The 19,060-nt window shown below is 41.6% G+C and carries 17 protein-coding genes; 16 read left to right on the plus strand and 1 reads right to left on the minus strand.

What is annotated here, in order from left to right:
* Window positions 1–15: 15 nt before the first annotated feature.
* The 7 genes from F8C67_RS08915 to F8C67_RS08945 all read left to right on the plus strand — a co-directional run bounded on the left by F8C67_RS08915 (window position 16) and on the right by F8C67_RS08945 (window position 6,385).
* A complete protein-coding gene (locus tag F8C67_RS08915) occupies window positions 16–540 on the plus strand; it encodes a lipocalin family protein (protein ID WP_151667490.1) in 525 nt (174 codons plus the stop codon).
* A gap of 210 nt (window positions 541–750) precedes the next feature.
* Window positions 751–2,742, plus strand: a complete 1,992-nt coding sequence (locus F8C67_RS08920) for an LruC domain-containing protein (protein WP_151667491.1) — start codon at window positions 751–753, stop codon at window positions 2,740–2,742.
* Window positions 2,743–3,188: 446 nt separating this feature from the next.
* Window positions 3,189–4,166 carry a hypothetical protein gene (locus tag F8C67_RS08925; protein WP_151667492.1) on the plus strand — a complete coding sequence of 326 codons (978 nt, stop codon included), beginning with the start codon at window positions 3,189–3,191 and terminating at the stop codon, window positions 4,164–4,166.
* Between the two features lie 27 nt (window positions 4,167–4,193).
* Window positions 4,194–4,427, plus strand: a complete 234-nt coding sequence (locus tag F8C67_RS08930) for a hypothetical protein (protein WP_151667493.1) — start codon at window positions 4,194–4,196, stop codon at window positions 4,425–4,427.
* Between the two features lie 133 nt (window positions 4,428–4,560).
* The gene (locus F8C67_RS08935) at window positions 4,561–5,094 is read left to right on the plus strand and encodes a hypothetical protein (protein ID WP_151667494.1); all 534 of its coding nucleotides are present in this window, start codon (window positions 4,561–4,563) and stop codon (window positions 5,092–5,094) included.
* Window positions 5,095–5,276: 182 nt separating this feature from the next.
* A complete protein-coding gene (locus tag F8C67_RS08940; protein ID WP_151667495.1) occupies window positions 5,277–5,774 on the plus strand; it encodes a hypothetical protein in 498 nt (165 codons plus the stop codon).
* Window positions 5,775–5,845: 71 nt separating this feature from the next.
* Window positions 5,846–6,385: a hypothetical protein gene (locus tag F8C67_RS08945; RefSeq protein WP_151667496.1), complete on the plus strand. Its 540-nt coding sequence runs from the start codon at window positions 5,846–5,848 to the stop codon at window positions 6,383–6,385.
* Window positions 6,386–6,400: 15 nt separating this feature from the next.
* On the opposite strand, the gene F8C67_RS08950 is transcribed toward F8C67_RS08945, so the two are convergent.
* Window positions 6,401–6,769, minus strand: a complete 369-nt coding sequence (locus F8C67_RS08950) for a lamin tail domain-containing protein (RefSeq protein ID WP_151667497.1) — start codon at window positions 6,767–6,769, stop codon at window positions 6,401–6,403.
* 133 nt (window positions 6,770–6,902) lie between these two features.
* Between F8C67_RS08950 and F8C67_RS08955 the strand changes: the two genes are divergently transcribed.
* The 9 genes from F8C67_RS08955 (at window position 6,903) to F8C67_RS08990 (ending at window position 19,024) form a co-directional block, all read left to right on the plus strand.
* Window positions 6,903–7,487, plus strand: a complete 585-nt coding sequence (locus F8C67_RS08955; protein WP_151667498.1) for a hypothetical protein — start codon at window positions 6,903–6,905, stop codon at window positions 7,485–7,487.
* A 438-nt stretch (window positions 7,488–7,925) separates the two neighbouring features.
* Window positions 7,926–8,201, plus strand: coding sequence for a hypothetical protein (locus F8C67_RS08960; protein ID WP_151667499.1), 276 nt, complete (start codon window positions 7,926–7,928; stop codon window positions 8,199–8,201).
* A gap of 132 nt (window positions 8,202–8,333) precedes the next feature.
* Window positions 8,334–8,501: an HIT family protein gene (locus F8C67_RS14480; protein ID WP_407675837.1), complete on the plus strand. Its 168-nt coding sequence runs from the start codon at window positions 8,334–8,336 to the stop codon at window positions 8,499–8,501.
* A gap of 101 nt (window positions 8,502–8,602) precedes the next feature.
* Window positions 8,603–10,534 (plus strand): phospholipase D-like domain-containing protein, encoded by a 1,932-nt coding sequence (locus F8C67_RS08965; RefSeq protein ID WP_151667500.1) that lies wholly within the window; start codon window positions 8,603–8,605, stop codon window positions 10,532–10,534.
* Window positions 10,531–11,499: a hypothetical protein gene (locus tag F8C67_RS08970; protein ID WP_151667501.1), complete on the plus strand. Its 969-nt coding sequence runs from the start codon at window positions 10,531–10,533 to the stop codon at window positions 11,497–11,499. Before F8C67_RS08965 ends, F8C67_RS08970 begins: the two co-directional genes overlap by 4 nt.
* Window positions 11,500–12,047: 548 nt before the next feature.
* The gene (locus F8C67_RS08975) at window positions 12,048–13,058 is read left to right on the plus strand and encodes a helix-turn-helix transcriptional regulator (protein ID WP_151667502.1); all 1,011 of its coding nucleotides are present in this window, start codon (window positions 12,048–12,050) and stop codon (window positions 13,056–13,058) included.
* A 61-nt stretch (window positions 13,059–13,119) separates the two neighbouring features.
* On the plus strand, window positions 13,120–15,690 hold the full coding sequence (locus F8C67_RS08980; protein WP_151667503.1) for an N-6 DNA methylase: 2,571 nt from the start codon (window positions 13,120–13,122) through the stop codon (window positions 15,688–15,690).
* On the plus strand, window positions 15,687–16,817 hold the full coding sequence (locus F8C67_RS08985) for a hypothetical protein (protein WP_151667504.1): 1,131 nt from the start codon (window positions 15,687–15,689) through the stop codon (window positions 16,815–16,817). The genes F8C67_RS08980 and F8C67_RS08985 overlap by 4 nt, the downstream gene beginning before the upstream one ends.
* A 56-nt stretch (window positions 16,818–16,873) precedes the next feature.
* The gene (locus F8C67_RS08990; RefSeq protein WP_151667505.1) at window positions 16,874–19,024 is read left to right on the plus strand and encodes a nuclease-related domain-containing DEAD/DEAH box helicase; all 2,151 of its coding nucleotides are present in this window, start codon (window positions 16,874–16,876) and stop codon (window positions 19,022–19,024) included.
* Window positions 19,025–19,060 lie beyond the last annotated feature (36 nt).

Here is a 19,060-nt window from a genome sequence, read left to right on the forward strand (position 1 = left end):
CGAAGACATCCCCTAATGAATACCTATTTATCAAAAATCCTCACCTCTCTCCTACTCATCCTCGCTATTGGATGCGCCTCCGTTCCTGAAGGAGTTGAACCCGTAACTCCTTTCAACAAAGCAAAATATCTCGGTAAGTGGTACGAAATTGCTCGATTCGATTCTCGCTTCGAAAGAGATTTAATCAATACAACTGCAGAATATGCTTTGCGGGAGGATGGTTCCATCTCCGTAACCAATCGCGGTTTTAATACCGTAGATGAAGATTGGGAGTCCGTAACCGGCAAAGCCAAGTTTGTTGGTAATGAAGATGTTGCCCAACTCAAGGTCTCGTTTTTTGGTCCGTTCTATTCAGGGTACAACGTGATTGCCCTCGATGCCGACTATCAGTACGCGCTGGTTTGCGGCGGAGATCTTGATTACCTCTGGATTCTATCCCGCACTAAAAACATACCCGAAAACATCAAGACTGAGTATTTGTCCATCGCAGATTCATTGGGATTCAAGACAGAGAATTTGATTTGGGTGAAGCAGGATTAACCTCAACTGAGAAGGCTAATTTGACGATAATCGGAACCAAATCCGTCAAAATCGGTCGATTTTACCCCTTTTTTGGTACCTTCTTTTACGATTTGCGGTTAATCGTCGCAATCGAACCACTAAAGGCGTAATTGTCTGATTTCGTATAATATCGCCCTCATGTTCCTTCAACATTGCCTTATTTCGTTCGAGACCTAAAAGTGAAACGGCATGAAAACAAATGTGACTCTCCTATCAGCTTCTGCAAAAGCGATTGTGCTTATCAGCGGACTACTCATCCTTACTACTTCTTGTAAGAAGGATGATCCTGAACCACATCCTAGTCCAGCAAACATGGAATTGGGAAGTGCCGTCCTCCCTACTTCTTTCAACTTTAATACATACCAAGAGGTGTCGATGAACTTTACGGGTGTTGCTAACACTACGTACAAAGTTTATGGTCGCTATAACGATGAGCAGGAACTAATTGGAAAGTTCGGATCTGCCAGCACTACGGCGCTGAAAGACATTACAATCTCTAGTTCGTTCGACCGATTATTCGTGGAAGCGTATTCAACATTGGGAAAGGAGACCTACGAATTCAGCCTTAATCATTTTAGCAATAACCTCACTTTTGATTTTTCGAAATCGGGTAAAACAAGTTTCAAATCGGGTGGAGCACCCGTAAACGTGTTATACGCCATGAACAGCAACAAAGATTTCTTTGTGGTGAGTTCATTGGATTATACACATGAAGTGTTGCCTGACCTCATCGCCGGAACAATTGCCTGTGCGGCCGATACTGTGAATGATGTGGTCTACTACCACAGCAACGGGAACATGTATCAGTATGACATTCTCAATCAGACACATACACTTGCCTACACAAACGCGAATCCTTTCGGAAGCGGGAACTTTCCAAGAATGGAATACGACCACGTGAGTGAGCATTTGTTCTTGTCGAATGGCTCAACCTCCATCAAAGAAGTTGATCCAACCAATGGAAGCGTAATTGCTACCTACACAATTTCGGGATTGGTAAATGGCAGTGGCGGCGGAGACCTTGCATTTCCAGCGAATGGCAATCGATATCTAGCCTGCTTCTCAGGATTGTATCAATTGAATTTCACCGCAGGTAGCTCAACGGTTCAGGCGACGAGAATTAGCGCCGAAAACATGCCCTACCAGCTTACCTCTGCGGGCTACGATCGTGAAGGATTCATTTATGCCTGCACGAACGACAATGAAAGCAAAATGCTCAAAATGGATCCGAACGATGGATCGTACGTTGTGGTGAAGACCTTCCCAACTCGCATTAATGACCTTGGCTCGGTGATCAGCATGAGCAACTCGCTGTGCACGGGCGATACGGATAACGATGGTGTATGTGATGAGTTGGACGATTTCCCAACTGATTCTACGGTGGCCTATGCGACCTACACTCCATCTGAACTCGGAGCTGGAACGTATGCTTTCGAAGACCTTTGGCCTGCCATTGGCGACTATGATTTTAACGATTTGGTGGTGAGCTATAAGTACATCCAAATGAGAAACCAAGATGATGAGTTGGTGAAAATCCAGGCGGTCTTCCGTGTTAAAGCGGTCGGTGCATCTTATCAGAATGGATTTGGCTTCCAGCTTGACCTTCCAGCGGCAGATATTAAGTCGGTAACTGGATACGTGCACGATCAGGGCATTGTGATTATGGATAGTAAAGGCCTGGAAACGGGTCAGAGTAAATCGACCATCATTGTATTTGAGAACGCATTTGACGTTATTCCACATGTGGGAGGTCCTTATATCAACACAGACCCTACCTACCCTGTGAGTACGGGCGAGGAGATTGTTATTGAGATTGAATTGAATTCAGCCTTGAACATCTCGGTAATTCCAGAAAACCCGTTCATTTTCGTGAATGGAGTTCGAAGTCATGAAATTCACATGGCGGACGGCGAACCTACTGATCTTATGGACATGACTTTGTTTGGTCAAGGTGGCGATGATTCAGATCCGGAAAGCGATCGTTATTTCAGAGATGAGCGCAACGTTCCTTGGGGAATTGACATCAGCCATACTTTCCGTTATCCGATTGAGAAAAGTCGCGTTGACCAAGGCTATAACCATTTCATTGATTGGGGAATGGCATCGGGAAGCGCCTATCCGGACTGGTACAAGGACAATTCGGGATATAGAAATACGAGTGTGCTGTTCTTGAACAACTAAGGGATTTGGAAGTCCAAGAAAGGGATGTGAATTGAATAAACGACTGGAGCGGGAGTTTCGGAGCTTTGGAAGCTTCGAGCTTCGCGGGCTTTGACAGCTCGGGAAGCCGTGGCTTCTTGCTCTAAGGGGCGTTACCCCTCTCCCCGGTCTCAAGTTCGTCAATAAGAATCTGAACTTCGGAATCTCAAGCACTCAATTTCAGCCTTCAATTTCGTGAAGCGTTTGAAAACGTATGTAAACGTAAAACTCACGACTTAGGTCGGCGAAAGTTCAGAACTTGAGAGTGGGGTCAGCGGGAGCTGCCCCGGGGGCGGAACGGCCAAACCAAAGGAGCGGTCTCCCTCCCAATTCTAAGACTCCCCCTCACCCACTCCAACCTCCATCAACCATTACTCACACTCCATTTTCTAGTATCTTTAGTGACCTTTTGAATTAAGTCACTAGCTATGAAATCTGCTCTCTCGATCTGTTCCCTTGTATTTATTCTATTCGGATGCAACTCGCAGCCTAAAGTTGAAGGCGTCTGGTATCAGTCTTACCGAATCATCAATGGAAAAAAGAACGATTCTGGTTTCCGAAGTTCGAAGCTATTGGAGTTTCGGGACGACCAATTCATCTATGTGCGATTAGGTGACCCAAGCTCGGGGAAACTCGGAGAAGCCATAATCGACACACACGACTTGAAGTTCACAGACGATAAGCTTGTTTGGGGTTCGGAAACGGTTGGTTTTCATCATTCTGCAGATAGCATTGTCATATACAACGGAACAATCAGTCTCGTTTATAAAAGACTGAACCCAGAATTAAAAAATGTTGAAGTCAACCCACAACACTTCATCGGAGCAAAACAGTTCACAGGAGAAGTGTATCGTGATAAGGTAGATTTCGTCAATGACACGCTCATGCTATATACGGGCCAATACTATCAGTTGAGCCCCGATTTCGGGTGGGCTGTTGTTGATTACGCCGGATATAAATTCTTGAACATATTCTCAAACTTTACGCCTGTGATGGTGATAGAATCCTGCGACCCCGACCTTATAGAGCTATCCTATCCAGGATACATGGAAATGGAGTTCACACTTACTCCTAGTGAAACCCTACGAGGTAAAGATGATCTCATGGGTTGTTGGGAACTGACCGAGGATGATTTCCTCACTCCATCACTTCCATCTTTCCCTGGCGACTGCTTTCAGGAAACCGTATGGTTTAAAGAAGACTCCTTGAAAATCCAACATCCGCGTTGGGCTGAGCACGTGAAATGGGAATTGTCGCATGACGGAAGCGCAATCTATTTCCGTGACCCGAATGCGAATGAGTTGAGAATCTGGAAAGTTCAAGAAGTATCTGAGTCCACGTTGACGCTTGGAGTTCCGAATGTGGATGATCTTGAGCTGAAGCGATTCCGGAAAGTTGATGATTGAAAGATCAATAAACTCGACCTTTAGCCAATGCAATCTCAGCACATCAATCTCTACAAATTCGCCCTCATCCTCAGCGCACTCTTTTGTACATCACCTCTCTCTGCGCTCATTGGCATCCCCATGTACTTGGTTACAGTCATCTCATTGGATAGAAGTGGATTGGAATTTAAGAACAAGAAGAGATGGATGTGGTGGCCGATAGGAATCGGACTTACAATGAGTCTGATACTGATTGTCAGTGCAAACCTTTCATCCTGGTGACCTGGAGACCGGCAACCTTCGGTAGGCGAGAAAAACGCTATTCGCGGAGTTGATTGTATCTTGGACGCACTTTAATGTTTCATCTCTCTCATGGCAGAACTTCCATTTATCTGCTTGAGGTATTTTTACCCATATGGACAATAGTTTCTTAAGAAGAATCAAGCTTGTAGATAGCACCACCTTTGATCTACCCATTCAGAAATCCGAGTTCGTCCACAAACTAAGAGAACAGGTTGAGCCCGGCGGTACGGGAATGTTTGCTCCTTTTGAGGCTTTTTCTTCCAGTGAAAAGGAATTCAAGGGTCAGGTTGAATACAATGGATTCGAAATTCGACGTCGCAAACGCCTGTTTGATGCGAAGTTGAACTTCGCCCTTGTGCGTGGCACATACATCCAAAAGGGCGATAAACTTGAAATTAAAGCTGACATCCACGGATTCAGGGGTATCATGATTGCCTTCTATGTCTTCCTTGTCATATTCTACACCATATTTATCACCGCTAGCTCTGTCGCCGCATCTGAAAACGATGGTGTAGGTCTTGTATTTTTTCCCATTATCTTGATTCATGGGGCATTTATGGGCGGAATTCCCTACTTATTCATGCGTCGAAGCGTGAAGAACATGAAACGGGATTTGGAGAAAGAATTTTACTTTTTGATACGATGAGAAATTCAGTTAAGACTTGCATCTCGCTTCTTGGAGTACTCGTTCTCCTGATTGGCTTAGCGTCTTGCCAACAAGGTAGCAGGGGTTCGGAAGAAACTCGGTCTATCAAAGGCGTTCAATTGATCTACGGTTGTATCTTGCATGGCAACAAACCTCCACTCTCACCCATTTAATCCTCTCTCTTGAAATCATATCGCATCTCCCCTGACCAAATCGGTTCCTTCGTTTCAAAAAGCCTTAAGCGCACCATAATGGTGGCTGTCATTGCCTTCATTGCTATGGCTTCTATGATGCTGCTTACCACTCAGCAGAAAGGCGCTCCAGAGAACCTGCTCGAGTTATTTGGCTATGCCCTTGGTATCACTGCTGTTGTCATCACGCTTGCTCTTGCGCTAGCTGCCCGACTTAAAACGCGACTAGCAAAACGATTGCGCTACGTGATCGAAGACGATACCATCTCAATCATGGTGGCCTCCTCTTCTCCGTCGGGAGAAAGCCTCAAACTTATCAACGGTAAGTTCAACTTGAACAACATCAAATCGATAAACGGCCGCAAGGGCGACTTAACGGTGACCTTTACTTCAACCAATCAGGTTGTGGGAAAGAGGGTCTTGATGATCCCAGTTGAGCTTGAAGAATTTGGGGAGATAAAAAGGATGTTGGAGAGCAAGAGGAACTAACTTCGCTCTGAATTCGCTCTATGATGTACTTCCATCCTAAGCTGTATCTTGTGTGGAGAATGACCTGAAAGATGAATTGGAAACGCTCTCTCCAAATTTTAGTTCTGCCTTTGCTTCTGTGCGCTCATTGCGATGATGACCCGGTCGAACGCGCCTATTTCTCCACTGCTCATTTCAAACTAAATGGTGATCCATACATACCAGATGGAAGCGGTATTGGTTGCTCTGGAATCGACGTGAGGTGGACAGATTCCACTTCCACTTTACGCGACAAACTCACCTTCAGAATTGAAAACTGCTCAGAGTTCACGTCCTTCATAGGATATTACGCTCCGTATAATGGTCAGGATTTCACCCTGCCTTCAGACACAGCCTTCAAAAGCAAAGTTGTCTATTCTACCCTCGATTCTTCAACGGCGGATTTCCACCTCTACTACGCAATTCAAGGTTATTTTGATGTAAAAACCTTCACCAAACCCATACGGACATCCAACAGTTTCATTACAGGGAGGCTACATGCCAGCTTCGAATTTACCCTTGTCGATTCCCTTCATCATGACACTCTTTACATCACAGAAGGCCATATTGATTCTGAAGTATTCCCACGATGACGACCTTGGTCCGTCTTAATTCGACCAAGTATCCACAATCTGGCCACTAGCGTTCTTCAAGTAGATAATCTCATCCGAATCGTTGATTTGAAAACCTAAGGTCGACCCTTCCCATGACCGCTTCCCTCCTTCAATGAGCATAGTTCCGGCAGGAATACTATAGGCGTCGGGATCATTTCGATCTCCTAGCGTCCACCCCGACAAATCACTATCCGATCCGGTGTTGTTCTTTAGCACGACTGACTCTTCATCCGTCGGACTTGCCACTAATTGATGGATATACACTTTGGACGGTTCGGTTCTCGGATTGAGGGTATCGGAGGTACAGTGAGAGAACAAAAGAGGGAGTAAAATGAGTGGGATGAATCTGAGAGAGTTGAGCATGTAGGCAAAATAGGCAAAACCTGATTCATTTGATCTCAATTCACTCCATCATCGTGAAAAAGTGGTTTGAATAGATCGCGTCCGCTCCAATTCTTTTCTAGATTGATGCAAACATTGATATCTTACCCATTCAATGAAAACCTTCCTTTCCATACTCGCGGGAATCGCCCTAATCTACCTTGGAGAAGAGTTAGCCATGTATGTTTATGCGAACTACTACCTCAACTCTGCCATGGGATGGTTAGGTCTGCTCTCTTTCATCATCTTACTTACTGGCTCACTCCTGGTATGCATTCCTATTGCCAAATTGGGTCAAGAGTTTGACGACTGGACCAAGCAAAACAACAAGAGCAAGTTGTTCAAGGCCCTGACATTCACTCCCCTCATCCTCCTGTGTTTCTCCCCGTTCGTAGTTTCTGTTCTAATTTTCTATAATGAATCTAGCAGCTACAAACGTGACCACCTTGAGAAGTATGGGGTCGTCAAAAAGGCTGAAATCACAGGAACCATCGACGGCCTCAGAAGTCGACATGACCTACTATTCACCTTCACACACGAAGGAAAAACTTACGAAGGCATGCTTGACCGTTGGATCTACAATGGTCAGGATTCCATCAAAAACATTGGCGATTCCATTCTGATCATCTTCTCGACCGAAAACCCGGGCGAGCAGGAATGGTATTATAAGTTTAGGGAGGAGAGTGAGGGGGTGGAGTGAGGTTGGAAGAATAGGTTTACCCCCCTGTTATAGGGTGTAGATCTGTACAAGAAATTCAGTCTAACTTGACGGGTTGCAAGAACGACATGAAAAAATTATGAGGACAAAAATCTCTCCTCATTCATTTGAGTCATTCAATAAGTATGGTGAGTATAGAGCGTGCTATCCGTTCGTTTATCAAGATGTTGTGTATTTGCGGTATGCGAATAAGTACTGGGGAAGGTTGAAGTATAAGCGTTGGAGGATGTGATATGAAAAGGAGAGAGAAGACTACACCAAGTCTTGATTGGTAGGAAAGTTTTCTGACTTACAAAAGCTCAAGAACTCCGTCACCGAGGATGATTTATTAGTCCATTCGTCGATGGATTCCAGAACTATAATCAGTGTTCCTCACTTCGACCTACTTGTAGCAACATTCAACAGCTTAGCATCGAATTCGTGAACGTTGTCGATGCTTTTCAAAGTGTTAACGGTGGACAGATACCCAACTTATTTTATGAGAAGGACTGCTCAGGCCTCAATAAGCGAATCGTCATTACCGATAACCTGCTCAAGCTTAAGGACAGCTTTCATTTTCAGAATTTCAACGTTGAAACAGAGGCGAGATGGAAGCTAGTCGAAACAACTTGGAACCTGAACATCAACCTGAACGTTCTTGAGATTAAATATTATGAGGATTCTTCTCTATTTATTCTTGAGAATGACGCCATGTGACGGGTAGACATCAGGTCGGTTGGAGACACATTGAACGGATACCAGAAAAGGAAGTGCTCCTTTAGCTATGAGGATATTTCCGTGCTTCAAGGTAGTCCAGACATCTGTCACGATGATCACTTCCTACCACACATGAATAAATTAGAGCATGCAAAGGAAGGCGCACATACCCCTGATGGGTACAACATAGGCATGAACTGTGGAGCTATTGCAATTAAAACCGTGATGCACTTTCACTGTTATGTTATTCCATTATATAAAGGCGATATGCACGGTCCTCAAGGTGGAGTTCGTCATTGAGTCCATGGTGAAGGATATTATTGACTCTTCAATACTATAATTAATATTCCTCTAAATAGTGTTACTTTAGATGACCTACTAACCTAGTCAATCGAAATCTCATGGACTCTCTCAGTCTGGTGCTCACAAATGGCCAAGAAATTCACAGTGCCATCCTGAAAGAACTGAATAGCGCATCCCAAAGCATACGGGTAGCAGTTGCCTGGTTTACTAATCGAGAGTTACTCGACGCTCTTATCAATGCCCAAAAAAGAGGATGCTCAACATCCGTAATAATAGCCGATAATGACGATAATAATAAGCTCTCTTTTCAGGACTTGACAAAAGAAGGAGGAAAGGTTATACGTATTAAAGGCAAGGGCTTCGGAATGATGCACCAGAAATACTGCATCATCGATGAAAGAATCGCAATTAATGGAAGCTTCAATTGGACTAATAATGCAATCTCAAATAACAGTGAGAATGCAATCATTACGCGAGAACCGGAGATTATAAATACCCTCAAGGCTAATTTTGAAGAGATGCAGATTTCTCAAGACTCACCTAGAGAAATCGAGAAGAAAATTGCTGGGACAAGATTCATAAAAGTTCAAAGCGAAGATGAAGAGGCCTTCGTGGATGATTTAAACAAATTAACTGCCACCTTAATATCACAATTTGACCAATCCAAGGTAGAAGCAATGGGATATTCTAAGGCACTAGAACAAAATGGAGATGGAGCACTTTTCCCTTCACTACTGACTGGAATCTTACATGAGCTTAGAGAAGAAGTTTACAATGATGAAGAGAGAAAAAAGAATTACAAACGACAAGTAGAGCTACTTTGGGAAAGCAGGAAATCTCAAATTACAGATAAAAAGAAGCGTCAACTCGATTCTATAGACACTCTAATGAAAAGTGAGTTCAACGCCATAGATCAACAAGAAGTAGAGGCTAAAAACAAAATTACATCTCAGAAGGACGAAATTATCAGACTTAAAGAGAATGAGCTTAAGGATCAACTAAAGCTAGATGATTTAGAAGAAGATGTCCATAAACTAAAAGAAAGCACACCAATCATACCTTTCACATGGAAAAGATGGTTACCCATTGCAATATTCATGACTCTCGCATTTCTATATCTAGCAATCTTCTACTCGTCTGCCATTTACACATTACAATATGTTGAAACAGAAGCGGAGACGGCCTTAATGCAGGGGAGTCAAATACCCCATGTCGAATTTTTTAATCCAAAAGCTATTGTTAAAGTATGGGATAAAGGAATTGGTGCGGTGCTATTCACATTCATAGCGGTATTCATCCCAATTGGATTAGCTTGTGTAAAACTCTATTCTCAAAATAAATTCTGGCGAATTTTTTTAGGTTTGATTTTGGCGGTACTAGTGGTAGATGCATTTGTGGCCTTCGCAATTGATCAAACTATTTTTAAGGTCGATGTTCTATCAGGAGATGCACAAGGTGAATACGTTTGGCTCAACGCATTTTCATCTCTAGAGTTCTATAAAGTGTTCATATTTGGGGCTTTACCCCTCTTAATGTTTAAGCTTTTAGTTGAAAAATTCCATTCCATGTGGCTCGAAGGTTCCATTGAGCATGTCAATAAAAAAGTAGCACATCAATTGAGGTTAGCTAAAGAAAAGCTTATCGAGCTTAAGACTAATTTAGAAATGTCTACCCACAAGAGAGAACAGGCTGAAGAAGGCCTATCGGAGCTAAAAGAGTCTTTAGACAATCTAAAAGAGATAAGAACAGAAATTGAAAGGAACTTCGAGCAACAAAAGAATGAAATCGTAGATGAGTATGATGATAAGTTAAATAGAAATCATAGGATGTTAGAGATTTTTCAATCAAGTATTGATGGTGCACGTACACATTTGGTCGATGAGGCTTTTAATGCTCGGGTATCCTCTCTGAAGACCGGATGGCATAAATTCCTAAGTGAATTCTTCTCCTCGAACCAAGTCAAAATTAGAAGTGAAGAACTTGACCGAATGCAAGAAGAATGGATGACTAAAAACTTCAATCCCCAATGAGAACAGTTAAAAAAGTCGTCTTATTTCTAGCTGTGACTTCAATCTGCCTTTCATGCAATGAAGGTAATAGCACTGGGAGTAAGGACACAATCGTCACTACTCACTACAATATCCACTTCGTACCGGACCTTTCGAATAGAGTTGACAAAAAGTCACTTAAGCCGGGGTCAATTCACGATACGGTTATATTCAATGAATTCATTGATCTGTACGTTCCATTGATTTATCCGCACCGGCGAAGAATACAGCAAAAAGATATTTTACAACTTACCAGAATTAGCTCAGAGAACTCTGTTCAAGGGCCAAATATAGTCAGTCTAAAATCGTTTGAATTTGATCAAGGAAGTCGGATACGCTATGTAAGAGACTCATCTCAAGGTCTTATTAATGACCTAAGTGAATTAAAACTTACGATAGCGAGAACGTATGAATCTCGCAATTCAAGACATACCTGGTCAGGAGATATAACATCTTTACTTCAGAACTCGATAACAAACCTGAATACCATAACAGATACTATAAATAGCTCAAATGATGAAGCAAACTTCATCGAGGTTTATGACAACATAATAGTATTGTTGACCGACGGATATATTGAGTATGGTTCATACAGCGAGGAATTCCGCAATCGATTTTATCATCTAGATAGTCGAGTCATCAATAAGATTAGAGGCTTATGTAGAGAATCGAATATGAATCCAAGTCAGGTGCTGGAAATGAATGATATGGGGTTAGTGCCAGTTGAAAACCCATTATTAAAGCACTATAAGTTCGTTGTACTTGAGTTCGACGATCGTTCGCTTTCGAAATCAGGAAGTGCCACCATAAGGCCTACGGACTTCGAAATTACGACCGCAGTTTGGAAGAAATGGTTTGAAGAATGTGGAATTCGTCAATATGCATTCTACCCAATTGGAGCCTCAAGCGCGGGCGAAATTATCAAGCAGCAAATTCTTGCCAATTAGATAGGCCTTAATAACTTGACTTTATTCAGTATCAATTCCACATTTAGTTGATTAATCTTGCCTCTCTCTGACAAATTTATCCCAGATAACTCCGTCCAGCACCACAGCGAAAAGTGCAATGGCCTCGCATCTAAGATGCGGGGCTATTTTTGTTAAGGGGCTGCGTGAAGCTTGCTTCTAAGCGAGGCCTAAACAAAAATAGTAGCCGGTGGGCTTCGCCCAGAGGCCATCGATCTTTTCGCTGTGGGCCACCAGGAACTAGCGCGCGAGGTACGAGCAAAGCAACCCGTCAAGAAGACTGTGAGGTTTCCCCTTTATCAATAGGAGGACCATCAGGAGATATGAATTAGCTCCAAGGCTCGCTAGCATCTTTCACTTGATGCCGACACACTAATTACCTGACGAATAAGGGCGATTACAGCAGATGAAAATTTTGAGACGGACTTGCCTTCGGAAGGTGCAAGTACGGAACAAAGCTTCAAATTCAAACATTAACTGAAACCGTTATACTCTGATTATTGGTAATTTTCAAATTCCAACGCACTCTCATGCCCAAGAACAAACTAGCATACATACGTTATCACGAGCTCGACAAATGCTTCTCAAGTCGAGCTAAGTTGTTTGACATTGAAGGCTTAGTAGAAGCTTGTAATGAAGCGATTTTCGAGAATAACGGTTCGGAAGGAGTGAAAAAAAGGCAGGTTTACGACGACATTCGCTTTATGGAAAGTGAATCTGGATGGTCAATCGAACTTGAAAGGCAAAAGCGGGGAAGGAAAGTTTACTATAAATACACTGACCCCAGTTTTTCAATTCGTGGAAAATCACTCACACCACAGGAGGCTTCTAGCATCAAGGAAACACTTGACATTCTTTCCAGATTTAAAGGCGTAGGATCTTTTGAATGGGTTGGAGAAACTCGAATCCGATTACAAAAACTCTTTCCAGATAAATCAGAGGACATTAGTTCTGTAGTTCAGTTTGATCAGAACCCATATTTGATTGGCTTGGAGTTTTTGGATATTCTCATCAGCTCTACTCTAGAAAGGACTGTGCTGAATATCGAATACCAGTCCTTTAAGCATGAGAAACCCATCTCCCTTGTTATGAGTCCCTGGTTGCTCAAACAATTCAATAATAGATGGTTTCTTTTTGGCTTCAATCATGAAACTGCTAGAATGGTCAACCTTGGATTAGATCGTTTGATCAAGGTGAGTCCGAGCACTAAAAACTTTGTTACAGATTCTGGAATTTACTGGGAAGAGTACTTCGAAGATGTGGTTGGAGTTACTGTTTTAGATAACATCCCTGTAGATCGTGTTATTCTAAAGGTTTCTAATACCTTATGGCCCTACATCAAGAGCAAGCCCATTCATGGCTCTCAAAAGGTCCTAGAAGAAAAGCAGAGTTACACCCTCTTGGAGCTTCACATCAAGTTTAATTACGAATTTAAGTCATTGATTCTCTCTCACATGTCTCAAATAGAAATCCTCGAGCCAACCGCTTTACGAGACACAATTGGCGAAGAGGTTAAGAAGCTATTCTATAATTATTTCTAACTATGCAGAAAGAGTGCACACATGGGTCCAATCTTTGCCTCGTAATACTAACACACCTGTCATGAGAGATTACGCTGCTTCTGTAAATCCCGACTCCATCGAAAACGCTAACCGAGTTCTTAACAAACTGTTGAGCAACTGGCGAGGAAAAGTTGCCTCTGAACAATACTCCCTTCTATTTTTTCTATTACATCTGCACTATGAAGGCAGGTTGCACACTGTGGCTCCTCTTGTCGAAAACCCACAAGCCGATATTGAATTGCACTCGACACAAATGTCAGACAAACATGACGAAATGCTCAGAAGTGCAGAAGAGATTCTACTGCCCTCTTTACGAAGAATTAATGGTCAAGCCCTTTCAATTGCTCTAATCTATCTTGATGAAGTTGAAGACTTCAATGAGGAAGAGTACATGCTAATTGCCGAAGAGCTTCTAAATAGACTGAGTTATGACCAAGCTCGAGTGACAGATTTGGGCATGTTGCCTGACACTGTGTCAAGTATTATGAGGTCTATTGCAGGTGTTTTCTTTCATAATTTGCGGATCTACAATCCATTTTCAGGATATGGTTCCCTGATCGATATTGATGGGTGTAAATATTTACTCAGTCAAGAAATCAATCAAGACATATGGGCATATCAAGTATTGCGAACTCATGCAAATGATCGCATCATATATGAGAATCATCACATTGTCAACGCTGACTCCATTTCGAGTTGGCCTGTGAATGAATCGTTTGATATGGTGATTTCTGCGCCTCCTCTAAACATGAATCTTACGCCTAGAGAATATACTGGGCTTAAGCGAGCGAGAGACTATGAAACCTTTATGATGGAGAAATTTATCCAAACTCCGGGCATCAAGGAAATGGTCTTACTTGTATCAGAATCCAAGCTTTTTGCAAGCGATAGCGGAACGAAATCCATTCGGGAAGAACTGATTAATTCAGGCTATCTTGATACCATCGTTTCGCTTCCTGCAGGTATTCTGACTAACGCTTCTGTAAAAACTTCAATATTGAAGCTTTCTAGAAACAATGATCAGAAGCAAACGAGAATTGTTCAATTAGAAGATTTCATCCAAATATCCCGCTACAATGGTGTAACAACCGAATATAGCGCCATCTCCAATGTTCTCAAGGGAAAGCAAGAGGTTGAACTAGTGAAAACTGTTTCGATTGATGATCTTGAAAAGAATGATTTTCAAATTCACACCAGACTGCTTTTTGAGAAAGAGGTCAAAGGCGTAGAACTTGGCGAAATACTTGAAGTGGCTGATCTTGTTTCAAAGAACGTCAGAGCTAACGAGAAGCACTATCGCCTTGGACGATTTAAGGCAGATAAACTTCATGCCACGGCTACAATTCCTGATACAAAAACAAAAGGTGAGATTAGCACCAGAAAATCACCAAACCCTCCAGAAAACCTATACCAAGGCAAGCTATTAGTGATTCCTAATACTCCTGGATCAAGCTGGAAACCGTTTTTCATTGACACGAAGAATGAAGCAATGGCTTTAGATGTCTATCATTGGGTTTTCACAACGAAGAGAGATGATGTGAATCTCCAATTCTTAGCCATGGAACTACATGAGGATTATATCTTGGAACAGGTTCGTAACCGAAGTTATGGATCGGTGATAGGCCGAATCATTCTGGGGGGCGTTTTAAGTATAAAAGTTGACCTTCCAAGTATTGAGGAGCAAAACTCAATTATAAACGGAATCAGAGTTGCCCAAAAGCAATTAGATGAAGCTTTGACTCAAAGAAACAGGCTAGCTCATGATATAATTTCTGAGAAGGACAGAGGTGTCCGAGAGTTAAAACACGCATTAGGAACACCTATGCGAAACTTCTCTAGCAACCTTCGACTACTTCATAGAATACTCGATTTGGGGCCGTTTGATCAAGATCTTCAAGTAGATTTAGGAAACAACACTCATAGATCTATCTCTGAAATCATGAATCGGTTAAATGAAGAAGTAAGGAGAACAGGGGCCTTACTAAAGAAAAGCACAACTAGTCTTGCGCCAAAAGATGACGATATTGAGGAATTAAACGTCATTGAAACCTTCACCGAATACTATGAACGGAAGAAAGCTGAACTACTTGATTCCAGTATCGAACTGAGACTAAACATTAGTAAGAACATCAAAGAAGCTGTGGTTGACATGGGTGGTGAGAAACTTGAGGTCTACTCATTCATTGGAAACAAAGATTTTATGTTTCATGGGCTAGATGCTATCGTAGAAAATGCTCAAAGGCATGGGTTTATATCAGGGCAGCAAGGGATAATTGACATAAAGATTGACTTAGTTCCTAATGATGAACATAAGCTTCAAGTTTCTTTATATAATAATGGTGAGCGCCTTCCGGAAGGGTACTCTACAGATTCGTTTGTTCGAAGTGGAAGCACGGGCAATTCCACAACTGGCAATATGGGTTTGGGGGGGCATGAAATAAATGAGATGGTAACATTTCACGCACAAGGTCTAAACAACGAAGTGCAAAAGTCAACGCTAGCCATAAGAAACGTGAAACAATCGCTCGAATACACTGTGGTTTGTGAGTTTGTCATTCCTCTTAAGAAAACATTATGGTCCCAATCTGAAATTACAACTCAAATCAAATGATTCAAGTACTCTGGATAGATGATCAGTACGATCAAATGAAGTCGTTTATCGAGGACGCTGCCATGCGTGGATTCACTTTTCACGCATTTAAGTCGGCAGAAGAAGGCTTACAATTTTTAGAAACCAACTTAGAACTGATACAGGCAATCGTACTCGATGGAGTCTTCTTCAAATACGCCAACCAAAGCGGAGATTCAGCAGATGAGCGAGGTATTGGACATGCTATCCAAGGAATCAGTCGCATCTGTGGAAATACAAAAGACTTAACTCCTATTATTTACTCTGGACAAGCTTCCTTTACACATGAAGAGAACTCAATAATTACAAGTAACGAACTAAAGCTATTTGATAAGACAGACATTGATCATGATGAGCTATTGTTTGAGGCAATTTTAGATCATGTTGGCCAATCTGAAGATTTAACCATAAGAAAGGAGTTCGAATCAATCCTTGATCTTGCTAGCGCCTCATATCTTGGCCATAAGCACTTCCGCAGTCTACTGAAATTGCTAAGGCAGATTAAGTCAACCGAAAGGATAAGCAGCGATGAATATGCTATCACAGATATTCGAAAACTGATGGAATCGGTCTTTAAGAAGATGGTTGAAGTCAAAATGGTTCCTGAGGGGATGAGTTTTAATGGTATTGCACGATTTTTTAATGGTGATGATTGGGTAAATGAACCAACTTTCACACCTAAAGTAATTGGATTTACACTATATCAATTGGCACAACTAGTTCAGGATGGAAGTCATGCTGAAGCCAATTCGGAAGGTGGGTTGAAATTAGAACTTGATGACTATATAAAAACTTCAAGTTCTGATTACCTGTATAGATCGATGATTCATCAATTCATAGATACCCTAACCTGGGCGAAAAACGCCATTGATAATGCTCAATGGAATCCAAACTCGCAGTTTTGGAAGAAGAAAGAACATACTGGTCTAATAACAAGTATTAATGAAAAAGGATGGGGAACATTAGAATCAAGTGCATTTCCCAATATTCAAATGAGTGTCACAAAAAAGGATATGGAAGACAACTTACTTAAAGAGGGAGATCAAGTTTATTGTCGAATTACCCAAGGAACGAAGTACTACATTAATGAAATAGAAAAGCGCTATTAATATTTATTATCTCCCCACAACAGAACCATCTTATACCTAATATTCCTTTCTCAACCATGGCCACTCTCTACCCTGCCCTCGACCTGATCAGAGCTCATAAGGTTCAACCTGAACTTGGCGAACTCCACCTTTTGGAGTTTTTAGACAGGGAGCTTGATGACAGCTTTGAAGTTTTCTTCAATCCTTTTATGAATGGTGACAGACCTGATATCGTCATCATGAAAAAAGGACAAGGCATTTTGATTATCGAGGTCAAAGACTACAACCTTGATTTATATGAACTAGATAAAAGGAAGAATTTCGTAGTAAAGAGTTCAGACACCAAAACCTTTAAGTCGCCTATCTCTCAAGTATTGAAGTACAAGGAGAATCTTTTTGAACTCCACGTAGACAAGCTGCTTGAGCACAAAATAAAAGACTATCGTTTCTTTAATGTGGTAAGTTGTGCTGTGTACTTCCACAATGCAAATTCCAGCAAAATTAACTCTCTATTAGTTGACCCATTTGAGCAAGACAAGGGCTATCAGAAATTCTTGAATAAGAACATTGACCTAATAGGGCGAGATAACTTAAATACTAATGACTTCACGGACTTGCTTAAAAGGCGTTACCTAATTTCTAATAAGCCCTCGTTCCTGTTTACGGACGATTTATACATCAGTGTAAAGCGCTTTTTGAAGCCGCCTCTTCACACTAGAGAACAAGGTGAAAACATCAGATATAGCAGAAAGCAACTCGATATCATTTACGACGCCACACGAAAGGAGCAGCGTATCAAAGGCGTGGTAGGGTCTGGTAAAACTACAGTGTTGGCTGGTCGCGCTGTTCAAGCCCATAAAAGAACAGGCGGTAGAGTTTTAATCCTCACTTTCAATATCACTTTGAAGAATTTCATCCATGACAAAATCAGCAAGGTGAGGGAGGATTTTGCTTGGGAAAACTTCGTTATTACTAATTATCACCACTTCATAAATAGTGAACTCAACAACTTAGGAATCCCCATAGAGGTTCCTGATGACTTTGACAATCTCGATTCACAGGCGAAGGATCGGTTCTTTGAATCCAATTATTACTCGAATAAAAAGCTATTCGAAGCAAACAAGGACGATATTCGTCCTTATGACGTCATCTTAGTTGATGAAATCCAAGACTATAAACGGCCTTGGATGGAAATATTGAAAGAGTACTTTCTACAACCAGGTGGTGAGTATGTACTCTTCGGTGATGTCAAGCAAAACATCTACCACAATCAGACAGAAGGAAAAGATGTGGCCACTAATGTGAGAGGTGTTACTGAACTAAAGAATTGCTTCAGATCGGATTTCAAAATTAAAGACTTGGCCATCGAGTTTCAAAAGCAAGTATTTCAAGACAAATATGAAATTGATGATTTCAACAAAAGCACTACTCTTGAAATTGATTTCAAGACCACTAAAGAAGGTAGCATCAACTATATCCACCTGCCCAATGCTAACGCAGTAAGCAGCCTGTACACTATCATTCATCAAAATGCCATAAATAAAGACATCCCTCCCAATGATATAACTATTCTCGGAAACTCTATCGAACTGCTTAAAGACTTTGATGCATACTATCGTTACGCCTCTGGGGAAAGGACAAACACAATGTTCGAGAGCCACGAAATGACATTTCGGATAGGTCTATCGAAATATGGTAAAAGCCGCCCAATGTGGGTGAAATCAGGATTGAGGCTGATTGAACGTGATATGGACTACAACGAGTCTAGAGGCTACAATCAACTTTGCAAGCTGCTGGTTGCCCATGACTTGTACATTATGAATCAAGAACAATTTGTAAAAGGGCTAACCTACTTATGTGAGAAATTCAAAACGAGCTTTGACGCGTTTATTAAGTTCAGTGATGATTACGGTTCAGAAATCAAAGCATTCAAAACAGACTTTAGTACAGAAAGGCTCGGTCGTGAGCTAAAATCCATCAGAAACAATAAGAAAATACATTTCTATTTGAATAGCGGGACGATTAAAATCTCAACCATTCACAGTTTTAAAGGCTGGGAATGCGATACTGTATTTCTAATCATCGAGGATCTAAATTTTAATGAGGCGTTTGATGAGATTCTTTATACAGGCATCACAAGATCGAAATCTAATCTTGTGATTATCAATTACGGGAATGTAGAACAACATGAGAAACTTAAAGAAATGGTAGCAACTGTCAACCATTAATTCAAATACCAACATTAGAAACTGTCCTGAAACCGG

It is taken from the genome of Phaeocystidibacter luteus, from assembly GCF_008933115.1.
Lineage (GTDB): Bacteria > Bacteroidota > Bacteroidia > Flavobacteriales > Schleiferiaceae > Phaeocystidibacter > Phaeocystidibacter luteus.

What these genes read in the sequence shown, in the direction of transcription:
- F8C67_RS08915 (WP_151667490.1), top strand. Translation starts at nt 16, where the DNA reads ATGAATACCTATTTATCAAAAATCCTCACCTCTCTCCTACTCATCCTC.
- F8C67_RS08920 (WP_151667491.1), top strand. Translation starts at nt 751, where the DNA reads ATGAAAACAAATGTGACTCTCCTATCAGCTTCTGCAAAAGCGATTGTG.
- F8C67_RS08925 (WP_151667492.1), top strand. Translation starts at nt 3,189, where the DNA reads ATGAAATCTGCTCTCTCGATCTGTTCCCTTGTATTTATTCTATTCGGA.
- F8C67_RS08930 (WP_151667493.1), top strand. Translation starts at nt 4,194, where the DNA reads ATGCAATCTCAGCACATCAATCTCTACAAATTCGCCCTCATCCTCAGC.
- F8C67_RS08935 (WP_151667494.1), top strand. Translation starts at nt 4,561, where the DNA reads ATGGACAATAGTTTCTTAAGAAGAATCAAGCTTGTAGATAGCACCACC.
- F8C67_RS08945 (WP_151667496.1), top strand. Translation starts at nt 5,846, where the DNA reads ATGAATTGGAAACGCTCTCTCCAAATTTTAGTTCTGCCTTTGCTTCTG.
- F8C67_RS08950 (WP_151667497.1), bottom strand. Translation starts at nt 6,769, where the DNA reads ATGCTCAACTCTCTCAGATTCATCCCACTCATTTTACTCCCTCTTTTG.
- F8C67_RS08955 (WP_151667498.1), top strand. Translation starts at nt 6,903, where the DNA reads ATGAAAACCTTCCTTTCCATACTCGCGGGAATCGCCCTAATCTACCTT.
- F8C67_RS14480 (WP_407675837.1), top strand. Translation starts at nt 8,334, where the DNA reads ATGAATAAATTAGAGCATGCAAAGGAAGGCGCACATACCCCTGATGGG.
- F8C67_RS08965 (WP_151667500.1), top strand. Translation starts at nt 8,603, where the DNA reads ATGGACTCTCTCAGTCTGGTGCTCACAAATGGCCAAGAAATTCACAGT.
- F8C67_RS08970 (WP_151667501.1), top strand. Translation starts at nt 10,531, where the DNA reads ATGAGAACAGTTAAAAAAGTCGTCTTATTTCTAGCTGTGACTTCAATC.
- F8C67_RS08975 (WP_151667502.1), top strand. Translation starts at nt 12,048, where the DNA reads ATGCCCAAGAACAAACTAGCATACATACGTTATCACGAGCTCGACAAA.
- F8C67_RS08980 (WP_151667503.1), top strand. Translation starts at nt 13,120, where the DNA reads ATGAGAGATTACGCTGCTTCTGTAAATCCCGACTCCATCGAAAACGCT.
- F8C67_RS08985 (WP_151667504.1), top strand. Translation starts at nt 15,687, where the DNA reads ATGATTCAAGTACTCTGGATAGATGATCAGTACGATCAAATGAAGTCG.
- F8C67_RS08990 (WP_151667505.1), top strand. Translation starts at nt 16,874, where the DNA reads ATGGCCACTCTCTACCCTGCCCTCGACCTGATCAGAGCTCATAAGGTT.